At 36.8% G+C, this 13,772-nt stretch carries 8 protein-coding genes, 1 rRNA gene and 1 pseudogene; 6 read left to right on the top strand and 4 right to left on the bottom strand.

Annotation, left to right across the window (positions count from 1 at the left end):
* Positions 1-28 precede the first annotated feature (28 nt).
* The 6 genes from OL225_RS20650 (at position 29) to OL225_RS20625 (ending at position 7,874) form a co-directional block, all read left to right on the top strand.
* On the top strand, positions 29-2,374 hold the full coding sequence (locus OL225_RS20650; RefSeq protein WP_264519440.1) for a phosphocholine-specific phospholipase C: 2,346 nt from the start codon (positions 29-31) through the stop codon (positions 2,372-2,374).
* A gap of 175 nt (positions 2,375-2,549) precedes the next feature.
* The gene (locus OL225_RS20645) at positions 2,550-3,128 is read left to right on the top strand and encodes a hypothetical protein (RefSeq protein ID WP_047373612.1); all 579 of its coding nucleotides are present in this window, start codon (positions 2,550-2,552) and stop codon (positions 3,126-3,128) included.
* A gap of 105 nt (positions 3,129-3,233) precedes the next feature.
* Positions 3,234-4,034: a DUF3324 domain-containing protein gene (locus tag OL225_RS20640; protein WP_264519439.1), complete on the top strand. Its 801-nt coding sequence runs from the start codon at positions 3,234-3,236 to the stop codon at positions 4,032-4,034.
* Entirely contained in the window at positions 4,027-6,774 is a 2,748-nt protein-coding gene (locus OL225_RS20635; RefSeq protein ID WP_264519438.1) for a hypothetical protein, read from the top strand. Before OL225_RS20640 ends, OL225_RS20635 begins: the two co-directional genes overlap by 8 nt.
* Positions 6,771-7,295 carry a hypothetical protein gene (locus OL225_RS20630; RefSeq protein ID WP_264519437.1) on the top strand — a complete coding sequence of 175 codons (525 nt, stop codon included), beginning with the start codon at positions 6,771-6,773 and terminating at the stop codon, positions 7,293-7,295. The genes OL225_RS20635 and OL225_RS20630 overlap by 4 nt, the downstream gene beginning before the upstream one ends.
* 9 nt (positions 7,296-7,304) lie before the next feature.
* Positions 7,305-7,874, top strand: a complete 570-nt coding sequence (locus OL225_RS20625; RefSeq protein WP_047373616.1) for a hypothetical protein — start codon at positions 7,305-7,307, stop codon at positions 7,872-7,874.
* A gap of 141 nt (positions 7,875-8,015) precedes the next feature.
* Here OL225_RS20625 and OL225_RS20620 read toward each other — a convergent pair whose 3' ends face one another.
* The 4 genes and pseudogenes from OL225_RS20620 to rrf all read right to left on the bottom strand — a co-directional run.
* Positions 8,016-9,911 carry a SusD/RagB family nutrient-binding outer membrane lipoprotein gene (locus tag OL225_RS20620; RefSeq protein WP_264519436.1) on the bottom strand — a complete coding sequence of 632 codons (1,896 nt, stop codon included), beginning with the start codon at positions 9,909-9,911 and terminating at the stop codon, positions 8,016-8,018.
* A gap of 15 nt (positions 9,912-9,926) precedes the next feature.
* Positions 9,927-12,635, bottom strand: a pseudogene (locus OL225_RS20615) (SusC/RagA family TonB-linked outer membrane protein); the annotation flags it as partial.
* Between the two features lie 20 nt (positions 12,636-12,655).
* Complete coding sequence (locus OL225_RS20610) at positions 12,656-12,823, bottom strand: hypothetical protein (RefSeq protein ID WP_264519435.1); 168 nt, start codon at positions 12,821-12,823, stop codon at positions 12,656-12,658.
* A gap of 855 nt (positions 12,824-13,678) precedes the next feature.
* Positions 13,679-13,772: ribosomal RNA gene (rrf, locus tag OL225_RS20605) — 5S ribosomal RNA — on the bottom strand; the annotation flags it as partial.

The raw sequence follows: 13,772 nt of genomic DNA, 5'->3' as shown, positions 1-13,772 counted from the left end.
TGCGGTTTCTTTCTTATTACGATTGAACATGAACAGAAGAGAATTTTTAGAGAAATCAAGTCTTTTATTAGCTGGATTAGGGACATCAGGTGTTCTGCATCCTTCCATTTTAAAAGCTCTGGCCATTGATCCGGCTGCCCAGTCTACATTTTATGATGCAGAGCATGTGGTAATCCTGATGCAGGAGAACCGCTCATTTGATCATGCTTTTGGTGCACTCAAAGGAGTGAGAGGCTTTTTAGATAAAAGAGCTTTTGTAAAACAGGATGGACATTCTGTTTTCTTTCAAAAGAATGATGAAGGAAAATATGCATCTCCTGCCCGACTGGATTTAAGAAATACAAAATCAACCTGGATGAGCTCACTGCCTCATTCATGGGCAGATCAGCAAAAAGCACTGAACAAAGGAAAATATGACCAATGGCTTCAGGCTAAAGCTTCAGGAAATAAAGATTATAAAAATATTCCGCTTACATTAGGATATTATAACCGTGAAGACCTTCCGTTTTATTATCAGCTGGCAGATGCGTTCACCATATTCGATCAGTATTTCTGCTCTTCACTTACCGGGACTACTCCCAACAGATTATTCCTTTGGTCCGGAACCTTGAGGGAACAGCAAAACGGAAAAGTAAAGGCCAATGTTGTGAATGAGAACATTGATTATGATAAAGCGAGACAGGCAAAATGGAAAAGTTTTCCGGAAATTTTAGAACAGCAGAATGTTTCATGGAGGATTTATCAGAATGAAATCAGTCTTCCAAAAGGGATGTCCGGAGAACAGGAAGCGTGGTTAAGTAATTTTACTGATAATCCTATTGAGTGGTTTTCAAAATTCAACGTTAAATTTTCAAAAGGCTATTATCAGAATATTCCTAATATCATAGCATATCTGAAACAGGAAATTGAAAAAAATCCTAAGCAGAAAGAAAGGCTGGAAATTATGCTCGCAGAAGTTCAGGAAGATCAGGTGAAATATCATCCTGATAATTATTCAAAACTTTCAAAAGAGGAAAAGAACCTTCACGAAAAAGCCTTCACTATCAATGTAAATGATCCGGATTACTGGAAACTGGAAATCGGAAAGGATGACAACGGAGAAAGACTGGTTGTTCCGGAAGGTGATGTCCTGTTCCAGTTCCGAAAAGATGTTGAAGAGAAAAAACTTCCGCTGGTTTCGTGGCTTGTAGCTCCTGAGCATTTCTCAGACCATCCGGGATCACCATGGTACGGAGCCTGGTATATTTCTGAGGTATTGAATATTCTGACCAAAGATCCTGAAACCTGGAAAAAAACAATATTTATCATCAATTATGATGAAAATGACGGATATTTTGATCATGTTCTGCCTTTTGCCCCGCCGGTGAATCCTAGTCAGCCCGTTGATATGAACGGAAAAGAAGGTGCGGAATATGTAGATCAATCCCAGGAATACATGTCTGATCCTTCTTTAAAAAATTATGAAAAAATTGAAGGAACCGTTGGGCTGGGCTACCGAGTTCCGATGATCATCGCTTCCCCTTGGACCAAAGGAGGTTTTGTAAATTCTGAGGTATCGGATCATACTTCCGTCCTGCAGTTTCTTGAGAAATTCATCATGAAAAAATTCAGCAAGAATGTTCATGTTGATAACATCAGTGACTGGAGAAGAGCTGTGTGTGGTGATCTTACATCCGCTTTCAATTCTTCCAGTGTAAAGGCTCCAGAGATGGATTATCTGAATCAAAAAGATTATGCAAAGACCATTAATGCTGCTAAAAACAAACCTGTTCCGGATCTGAAATGGTATTCTGAAAATGAACTTAACGGTAATTTACTGGAGATTCAGGAAAGAGGTTTGAAACCCTCGAATCCGCTTCCGTATCATTTCCATGTCAATTTAGAAGGGGAGCAGATTAAAATGGCTAACTTAAAAGAAAATGGAGTTCCCTTGTTAATCTATGACAGAACTCAATTCAACAATAAGGATTATCATTTTTCATATGCCTTATATTCAAAGCAAATGCTATCCCATACTGTGCATTCCGGAGCTTATGATTACGAAATTTTCGGTCCCAATGGCTTTTTCAGGAAATTTAAGGGGAATAAAACTGCGGAAATAGAGGTGATTTTAACAAATATGTCCTCAAAAAATCAGGCGGAGCTGATCATCAGAAATCATAAAAAGAAAAATTTCCCCATCAGCCTGGAAGATCTTTACAGAAAAAATCAAAAAACAATTTCTGTACAAAAACCGGAAGAAAAAATCATTATTGATCTTGATAAATATAAAGGCTGGTATGATTTGAAATTAACGTTAAATGATCATCTGTGGCACTTTGCCGGAAGAATAGAGACCGGAAAAGTTTCTGTTTCTGATCCGCATTGGGCTTAAAAAAAGACTTATAACACTGATAAAAACCTGTACAAAATTGTGCAGGTTTTTTTTGAGTTATTTGTTAATTATAATGCATTACATAATGCAAATAAGCATCAATATAAAAATTATTATATATTTTTTTTACGATATACTGATTTTTGTTATATTCACTTAACTAATTATTCGCATCATGAAAAAACTAAATTTAACTATTGCAATGTCTTTATTTGCGTTTTCTCTGTCTGCCAATCTGAGCGCGCAGGATACCAATACAGACAATCATACAGTCACAATTTCTATTCCCGAAGTTGCCTTGGTAGATATTGAGCCAGCTGCCACAAAAAACCTTACCCTTGGCTTTACAGCTCCTACAGAAGCAGGAAATCCTATCATCCCGGCAGCATCTAACACTACTTTGTGGCTTAATTATTCATCTATCAAATCTGTTGCAGACCCTACCCGTAATGTAAGTGTAAAAATGAATGCTATCATTCCCGGAGTTGATCTTCATGTAACTGCTGCTGCTGCAACCGGATCCGGAGCAGGTACATTAGGAACATCTGCAGGTCTGTTGACATTAAGTGCAGCTGATCAGACTATTATTTCGGGAATCGGAAGTGCTTATACAGGTAATGGCGCCAATAATGGCCACAACCTTACATATGCACTTGCTGCAGGAAGCGGCCCTGGCGGGGTAGCAGCTTATGCTGATTTACAGGCAACAGCAACTACTGTAGCAACCGTTACCTATACGATATCAGACAATTAGAATTTAATTAAAATTTTATTTTGTTTCCCAAAAACAAGAAGAAGTTGTTATTCAGTTTCTTCCTGTTTTTGTATTACCTAATGATTTAACTCCAAACTTTACATCATGATAAAGCGTATCCTTTTCCTGATTACCCTGATTTTGCAGTTCAGCTTTTTACATGCGGGTATTGTGATTCTCAACGGACTTACGCATTCTTACAAAATTGAAAACGGAAAGGTTTACAAAGGAAAGGTAGCCATTGAAAACACGAGCAATAATCCTCAAAGTGTAAAATTGTTTTTACAGGACTTTGCTTATCATTCTGACGGAACGATCAATTATTCGGCTTTGCATACAAATAAACGGACCAATGGAGAATGGATAAAACTCAATACCAATCTGGTCACTCTCAAAGGCAAGGAGAAGACAGAGGTCTTTTATGAGATTACAGTTCCCAATGAAACCAGAGATCCAGGAAGCTATTGGAGTGTCATTATCGTAGAGCCGGTAGAAGATATCAAACCCAGCGACAATAAACCGGGAGTAAACATCACTTCTGTTATACGATACGCTATCCAGGTTATTACAGATTTTGAAACAGAAAAGGCCAAACCGGACCTTAAGTTTGAGAGTGTAAAAGTAGAAAAACAGGAAGGAAAGCAAACTGTGAAAATTGCTGTAGCTAATAATGGTAATCTTTACTGCAAGCCTACAGCAGCCATTGAAATTTATAACCGTAAAACAGGTGAAAAAATAGGAACGTATTCCAGTTTAACAATGGGACTGCTGCCTAACACCTCCAAAACATTTTACATCGACATCAGTAAAATACCGCCAGACAAATACAAAGCCGCCATAATAGCTACGGATGAAGAGGAGAATGCATTTGCACTCAATGTGGAATTAGAAGTAAAAAATGATTAGAACTTGGACTTTATTTATTATCATCTTATTATTCCCGATATTTATTTTTTCTCAACAGCAATCCAACAGATTGTCCAGTAAAAAAGATAGTATATTACCGGGAATGTCAACTTCTATTCCTTTCACATTAGAAAATAATTCAGGTGAAAACAGGACTTATGACATTTCAGTTTCTACTTCAAGCCCGTCTATTACGCCCATCTTAACAAAAGGAGAATTTCAGATTGCAGCCCATGAAATATCGGCTTATCTGGTACCTTTGCGTATTGCAACAGAAACAAGCCAGGGCAATTATTCTGTAACCTTGAATATTACTGACCGCAGCAACGGAATATCCTTTACAAAAACATCGAAAATAACAGTTTCAGGAAACCGGAATATTTCCCTTACCGCTCTGAATTCACCTGAGTTTGTAAGAGCAGGAGAAACAATCCGGGCTTCTTTTCTTTTAAAAAATAATGGTAATGTAACAGAGGATATTCATCTTGAAAGTAAAAATGCTATTCTTGACAATGAGTCCTCATTAGTACTAGAGCCCAATGAGTCAAAAGTCATTACGATACACAAAATAACCAACCCTGAACTCAGTCAAAATGAATTTCAGAACCTTAATCTTTCGGTGTACTCAGGAGATAATCCTAAGGAAGTTCAAAGTCTTTATGTAAGTACTCAGATTATATCTGTAAAACCGTCTGAAAACGATATCTACCACAGGCTTCCTGTTGCCCTTTCATTATCTTTCATCGGAATGCAGAATATGGGAGTTTACAATGATGGCTTTCAGGGAGAAATTTATGGTAAAGGAACTCTGGACAAAGACAACAAAAATCAGATTGAATTTCGGGCGGTTACCCACAATCCTGTAGAACTCAATACTTTCACCCAATATGAAGAATATTTTGTGAATTATAAACGGGATAACTTCTTTATTCATCTGGGTGATAAAACGTATTCTTCATCTTATTTAACGGAATTTGCAAGATATGGACGAGGGGCAGAAATCCGGTATGATTTTAATAAAGTGAGTCTGGGCGGTTTCTATAATCATCCCAGGTTTTTCCGGGATATTAAGGATGAATTTAATATTTATTCCAGCTTCAAAATCCGGAAAGAATCAGAACTTTCAGTCGGGTACCTTTACAAGACTCCAAGAAAGGATGAAATCCGATATGGGGATGTAAGACTGGATTCTGATGCACATCTTCCTTATGCTAAAGGAAAATTCAAAATCTCAAGAAACATTAATATTTCCGGAGAACTGGCCTACAGCAACACAAAAAAAACGGATGGAACAGCTTATATGCTGCAGGCTGATGCTATTTTTGAAAAGCTTAACGGAAGTTTGATGTATGTAAAAGCAAGTCCGGAATTTGCAGGATATTTTACAAATACAAATACCTTTAATGGGAACGTTAATTACAAAATTTCCAGAAAAATCAGTGCTTTTGTCAATTATACACAGGATGTTAAAAATTTCCAGAGAGATACTCTGTTTTTAGCGGCTCCCTACAGACAGTATCTGCAATATGGGTTACAATATAAATACCGTTCAAATGGATCTGTTATCCTTAACAGCGGTTATCAAAAGTATCAGGACCGTCTGGAACCCAGACAGTTTGATTATTATGAACGCTTTTTCAAGGTAAGCATTGATCAGCAGCTCGGAATGTTTCAGGTGAATATTGCAGGGCAGTTTGGCAAAACAGACAATTATCTGACGGGATTTAGCGGTAATTCAAGTTTTTATTCTGCCAACCTTTCATTTCAAAAATTCAGAACCTATTTTAATGTATTCGGAAGCTACGCCATCAGCTCAAGATACCAGCTGCAGAATCAGAAACAACTCTATTATGGAGCAAGAATTTACAGCCGTTTTTCTGATAAGACTAGTTTAAGCATTTTTTATCAGAACAATTATATACCGGAAGAATATTTTAAAGACCGAAATTTGTTTGAGCTTCTCTTCCACCAGCAGCTATTTCCAGGAAATGAAATTGATCTTTCCGGCAGATATTCATTACAGAGAGGAGAAATCGGGGATAAAGATTTTATATTCTCCATGCGCTATACATGGCGTCCCAATGTTCCGGTACAGAAAACAGCTGAATATATTTCGTTATCCGGAAATATCAGTAATCTTGGGATAAAAAAGACGGAAGGCGTAAGGTTAATGCTGGGAAGCTATCTGTCAGTTACCGATCAGAATGGAAATTATGTATTCAAAAATGTGATTCCTGGAAATTATTTTCTGGAAATCGACCGATCAACAACAGAGATCAATGATATTCCCACATTGGCTTTTCCGGCAGCACTTTCTCTGAGTAATAAGGAAAATATCTTTAATTTCGGATTAACGATTGCAGCTAATGTTCAGGGTCATATTCAGTTTGCAGAAACAGAAGATAAAGATCAGACGGGATTTACTGAACTGCTTGCTAAAAAAAAGAAAAAAGAAAGTATTATTATAGAAGCTACAGGCAAGGACCAAACCTATCGTAAAATCTGTTTTATAGGTGAAGATTTTGATTTTACTTATCTCAGACCTGGAGACTGGACCGTTAAAGTCTATCGCAATGGTCTTGATAAGCGTTATAAAGTCTCGAATGATAAATTCCAGTTTACTCTTAATCCTTCAGAAACAAAAAAATTAAACATTCATATTGTCAAGCAGCAAATAGAAATAAAATATCAGCAGGAATCTCTAAAGGTAGGCTATAATGAAATAAAAAAGAAAAAATGATTTTGATCCGTTCTCTATTGTTATTGGTGTCTTTTATCTTGTCGGGGGTATTCTATTCCCAGACTACTGTTACCATGACCTTACCTATTGTTACTTTAATGGATATAGAGCCTACAGGAAGTTTTGCACTCAACTTTACGGCTCCTACTGAAGCAGGAAATGCCATTGGAAGCCCTACCCCAAATACATCAAAACGAATTAACTATACTTCCGCTATTGCTCCCAGTGGAGTTACCAGAAGAATTACAGCATCTGTGAATAAAGTCATCGATGGAGTAAATATAAGATTACAGGCAGCGGCAGCTACCGGAGCAGGAGGAGGAACATTGGGAACTTCTGTTGGGATCGTTACATTGTCCACAACTGCCACTACGATCATCAGTGGAATTGGAGGTGCATATACGGGAAATGGTTCCAGTAACGGCCATGTACTCACAATGTCATTAACAACCAACACTTATGCTAATTTAATTGCACAGGCTAATACTGCTATTGTAGTTACCTACACCATCACAGAATAAAATTGAAAAATGAAAATCAATAGTTGTTTTTTCAGAGAAATCCGTTTAAAAAAATATGTAAGCAGTTTCCTTCTAATATTGGGCTGCTGTCTTGGGGCACAAACTATAAATGTTGGTGGCAGTAATTGGACAGTAAGTGTACCTGCTGTTACAGAAGCCGGAACAGACTATGCCGGAACTTATGAAAGTGCTACCAATTTGATAACGCTTTCCGGAAATTTACCTGGATCATTTTTAAACCTTCTTACCAGTGGGGCTGCCAGAGTGAGTGTACATCATACTCCTACCACCTGGAATAGCAATCTGCATCTTTATGCCAAAAGAAGTGGTGGAAGTACTAGTATCAGTGGACTCTGTGTTCTTTGTACAGCAACAATAAACGGAGGGACAACTTATACAGAAATACCACAAGCTGTGGCTACAGCATTCTTTACAATCAATTTTACCGGAGTTTTGGGATTGGGTAACAGTGTAACGTACACAGGTATCAATGCACAATTGCAGATAAGCGGAGTTTCTGTAGCCATTCCTGCAACTACATATGCTACACAGGTAGTTTTCACAATTGGAGCAAATTAAAAGTACACCAAAGCCAATCCAGTTACCTACCTCATAATTAATTCAACAATTCACCTAAAGAGATATTCAGTGAATTTGTATCCAAAAAAACAATCCTTTTCAAAATCAGAAAAGGATTATTTTTTTATTATTTAAAATTAATTAATGTTTGGCCCACCAAAGAGGAGTCAGTACAGCATCTGCACCCCCAAGTAATTGTACAGCTTTATCATATCCAGGCTGATCAGTATTTCTGAAAGTACTTGGATATCTTAACCTCTGAGGGAAATTCTGAATAGAATTCGTCATATAATTCCCTGAGCTCAGATTAGGAAGGTTTGGCAATGGAGCTTCGATGGCAGGGTTTTCAAAAAACGGCAGCCCAAGTCTTCTCTGATCACTCCAGGATTCCAATGGTAACCAAGGCATATTGGCAATGTATTTCTGGGTAATAATTTTTGTTAATTTATCATTTTTTACCGATCCGTTCTTATAAATGGTATTTACAGGATATTTAATCTCTACAGAAACTAAGTTCCCGCTTACAGGATCTTTATATTTCATTGTATGACTTACTCCCGGTTCTGTAATATGACTGTAAGAAACAGAAGTACCATCACGATTATAATCTGTTGAAGCAATATATTGACCATAGAATTGTGAAACTCCATTATAAGCAAAGCTATCCTGAATTCCCTTATTATAAGCAGCTTCATCACTCATTGGAACCGTCCAGCCTTTCAATGCAGCTTCCGCTATAAGGAAATAGGTTTCCCAGCTTGCAAAAAATATTCTTGAATTCTTACTTTCTCTATACTGCTTACCCAAAGCCGGTACACATCCTACTACATTTCTCAAGCCGTTTCTCTGTCCTTTTCCCCCCCAATTTCCAATGGTATAGGCATTCCAGGTATTGACTGTATTTATTGTTATTTTAGAATTATCTTCAAATGTAAGATCTCCATGATTGGTAGTTGCCTGATTGGTATAAGTGGGATACAATGAATAAACCGGGCTTGTAAGATCCCCCGGAATATAGAACGTTTTATACGCTCTCGGATCAATTTTATTGGGTAAGCCATCCAACCAATATCCTGCAGTTGGATCGTTGGTCATTGTAGTGAACTGTTGGTCATATTTTATACCAATATAGTCGGATGCCTTTACCATTGTATGTTGAGCTGCCGGTAATTGATCGGTGGAGTTTACTCCTCCTAGACCAATGTATAAATTATTAAGTGTTGCCGATAAGATCTGGGAGTTCCATTCTCTGGACATCACACCTGTTAGCGCATCCCATCCCGGTTTTTCAGCCACTGTAAAATTATCTGCACTTGTAGCGATAAACATATTTGAATTAGCTGCTGCTTCAAATTCCGTTTTTGCCTTTGAAGGGTCTACTTCGGCGATTCTCATGGCAATTCTCATCCTCATAGAGTTGGCATACTTTACCCATTGAGTCCAATTAAACCCATACACCATATCATAAGCATTAGCATTTGATGGTGCTCCCTGGGTTGTGTTCATTTTTGCGGCTGCATCTTTTAATTCTTCTAAAATAAAATAATACACTTCTTTTTCAGAATTGAAAGTAGGATTTGTTCCCTGAAAAGCCTGAATAGGTTGTGGCCCAAAATTATCTGAAAATTCACTCATCAAATAAGCTCTCCAAATTCTGGAAACCTGAATAATGTTGTCATAATAAGGTTTTCCTTGCCCGGCCGCCTTTTTTTCATTGGCCAATTGAATGGCTGCATTCGCATTATTCAGCCAATCTGAAACGTATTTCCAATATTCGGAAGTCCAGGAATCATCATAAGTTCCACCCGCAATTCCTGTTGACAAATGCTGTCTTGCCGCCGTTTTCCAATATAAAACAAAAACACGTTCTGCGATATTAGGATCCTGCTGAGCACCGAGAATTGAATTATTTAAGAAATATTCAGGTTCTGCCTTACTAGCGTCTACGGCAAACGGGTTATTATTGATGTCTTCAAAATCATTACATGAAGTACATAGTAAACCAATCGTAAAAAATGATAAGATATATTTTTTCATTGTTTCAGTTGTTAATTAAAAGCCTAAAGTGATTGTAAATAAATAAGATCTTGAAGTAGGAAAAGCAAGGTTTTCAAATCCTGTAGCATTAGAATTAATTGCGAATACAGATTCCGGATCAATTCCTTTGGCTTTACTGTAGATCATCCATACATTATTTGCGGTAAAAGCAACTTTAGCACTCTGCAAAGCTAATTTTTGGAAAATACTTTTAGGAAAATTATACGTCAGCTGAATATTTCTTAACCGAATATTGGTAGCATCATAAATATTTTGCTCTGTAATTCCTAAATTTCCCGATGTTACAGCTCCCCAATAATCCTGTTGAGTAATTTCTTTGGTATTTGGTGTATAGCCGCTATTTCCCTGTACTACCGCATCCAATACCATATTATATCGTTTTCCTCCAGGTGCAGTGTCTGCAGCAAGCCCATCAGCTTGTAACGCGGCTTGTGTAGCAGAGAAAAATTTTCCTCCGATTCTTCCGTCAATTAAAAATGAAAGTCCGATATTTTTATATACAAAGCTGTTTGTAAAACCAAACAAAGCTCTCGGAGTTTGATCTCCAAGGTAATATTGATCAGGAGTAGCCTGTGGTAATCCGTTTTGATCCACAATCAGTTTTCCGTAATAAGGGCTGCTGGTATCTTCTACTCTTAAGAATTTTGTTCCATAAATTGCTCCGTAAGGTTTTCCTACTTCTGCAAAGAAGGCAACGTTGTCAAAACCTGATAAAGGGTATTTTGAAACAATCCCATCAATTTTATCGATGTTACTTTTTAACGTTGAAAAATTGGCATTAACATTCCATGCGAAACTTTCCTTCTTAAAGATATCCGTATTCAATACGAATTCAAACCCTTTGTTATGCAGCCCTCCTGAGTTAATCATCATTCTTTCATATCCGGAAAGTGGATTTATCGGAATAGCTATAAGCTGATCGGTGGCATTATTATTAAAATAACTTACATCCAGAGATACTCTGTCAAAAAACTTCATATCTGCACCGACTTCAAAAGTTTTAAGCTTTTCCGCATGCAAATTTGAATTAAAAAGTATTTTATTTCTTGTAAGTACAATATGTCCGTTTGGATCAGTGGAAGCGCTATATGTATTGTACAGGCTTTGAGGAGGTAAAGAGTTTCCTACAACTGCATAAGCCGCGCGAAGCTTAGCAAATGTTAAGACATTTGAACTTGTGCCATTTAATTTCTTCAGCATGTCTGTCAAAACCAAAGAAGTACTCACAGAAGAATAGAAGTAAGATCTGTTATCAATATTCAAAGTAGAAGACCAGTCATTTCTTGCCGTAGCATTCAGAAACCAATATCCGTCATAATTAATTTCAGCAGCAGCAAATACTGAATTAATTTTTTTCCACATATCAACTTCAGTCGTTGTAATAGACGCGAGATCACTCGTATTAGAAGTGCTGAAAACGTTGGCAAGAATAAGATTTTGTGTAGAAAAATATAGTGCTTTATCCCTGCTTTCCATCATCTGTCCATAAACAGAAAGTGATCCGCCCCATTTGCCCACAATATTATCTTTTTTAGCATTAAGACTTACGATGTAATTATTTTCATAAAACTTCTCCTGACCAGTTGAGTAGGAATTATTTCGGGTAGAGCCCGTCCAAACCCTGGCATCAGTATTTAAAGAATAGAAATCTGTACCTAACCTTACATCTGCGCTCAGCCAATTATTAAATTGATATTTGAGATAGCCGTTTAATAAGAATCTATCTTTTTTATCGGCATTCAATGCATTATAGGCTGTCCAATAAGGATTAATTCCATTTGAGGTTATCCAGCGCGATGTCACTCCATTTTGCATCTGCCCGTCACGATAATCTCTTACATCAATATTTTGAGGCATTAGAAGAATTTTTGGATAGTAATTTCCATCGCCTTGTCCTGCAGAAGGTCTGTTTGTTCCTTTAACGCTCATATATTGGGCTTTCACCTCAGACGTCCATCTTTTATTAGCTCCAAAATTAGAATTCATTTTTGCCATAAAATTGAACCTCTCATATTTTGAATTCGGAATCTGGCTATTACTGTTTAAATAATTAGCAGAAGTGTACAGGCTTGATCCTTCGCCTAAGTTCTCCTGAAAGCTCAATGTATGCTGAGCATTAGTTCCTGTCTTAAAAAAGTTTTTTAGGTTATCATGAACCGTCATATTTGATCCTTCAAAAGCGGGCCCCCATGAAGTTGTATTATCAACTCCCTGTGGGTTGGGTAAACCATTACTGCCTTGTGCGAAACTGTGCTGCAAATCAGGTTTCATAAAAATATTTTCAAACCCTAAGCTTGTAGAATATGTAATTCCTAATCCTCCTTTTCTTTTACCAGTTTTTGTAGTAATCAAAATAACTCCGTTTCCACCTCTGGAACCATAAAGAGCAGAAGCAGCACCACCTTTTAAAACAGAAAGACTTTCGATGTCATCAGGATTAATATCACTTAAACCATTACCCATATCAAGATCCGGGTTCCAGAAATCATTATTAAAGTCTTTTCCATTCTGCTTAACCTTTGATCCTAAGCTATTACTTAACGGAACTCCATCCACCACAATAAGAGGCTGATTATCTCCTGTAAAAGAATTAAACCCTCGCAGATTAATTTTGGAAGAAGAACCAGGTCCAAAACCTCCTTTAATGACTTGTAATCCGGCAACCTTTCCTACTAATGCATTGGTCATGTTGTTTTCCTTAGCATCAACAAGGGCCTGGCCTTTTACATCCTGGAAAGAATATCCAAGAGCTTTTTTTCTTTTTTTACACCATAAGCTGTAACAACTACTTCATCAATCTTTGACGTTTTAGTTGAATCGCTTTGTGCATACAATCCACCGAAAAAGAATAAGGATTGGAGCAGTCCAACCTTAAAAATGGTTTTTTTCATAAAAATTAGATTTGGTATATACTTAATAATATCACAAGATATTTCAACAAATAAACGTAATTCTTATTAAATTAATATACAATCATTAATTATTTATGCTAAATACATTAATAAAAGCAACAGAATCTTTCTAATATTTTTTTAATCATAACATATTAAATCATTAATATGAGTTTAAAGCTTTTGATCCTTAAATGATTAAGTAAAATTTAAAGTTAGATGAGCTATAGTCTAAATCTAGTACTTTGTGGGAATTGAGTTGAATAAAATGGATTTGTTTAGTCTCCTATGGAGTGATAGTGGGATATGTTATAAATGATCATTAATAAGTGATCAGCGTTAAATTGTGAATTATCAGATCCGGATTAGGAAGAGTCAATTTTACATAGTAAGATCTAATATCCCAACTATGTCATTCCGTAGGAATCCAGCCACATTTATTAGGGTTAAAAAAATTTAAAGGGATACTGCAGAACTACAGGGGTTTTTAATACTTAAGTGATTTTGTAATCTTAGATAGAGTTGATGATAGAACTTTAAAATGTATTGTTTAGATTCCTGCGGAGTGACAAACCGGGGGTGATAAACGGTAGTGATGACAGTAAAGAAGGAGTCAGCAGTAATATAAAAAAGGGAAAAGTAATAATGGGTAATGAATAATCAGTAATAAGTAATGGATGATGAATGGATAAATAATAACATCTGCGATGACATAGTGATGAGTGATGACTATTGTTTATTACTTATTGCTCATTACTTATGTTTAGAGTTGTAGCTGCTTATTTGGCTGGATTAGGTATACAACAAAAAAAATCCTTTATCTGATGATAAAGGATTTTTTAAAAATAAAATAAAAACTGGCGGCGGCCTACTCTCCCGCTTTCGCAGTACCATCGGCGCTGGTGGGCTTAACTTCTGTGTTCGGAATGGGAACAGGTGAGCCCCACCG

Source organism: Chryseobacterium viscerum, assembly GCF_025949665.1.
GTDB classification, from domain to species: Bacteria; Bacteroidota; Bacteroidia; order Flavobacteriales; family Weeksellaceae; genus Chryseobacterium; species Chryseobacterium viscerum_A.
This window is presented reverse-complemented; position numbering and strand designations above follow the sequence as displayed.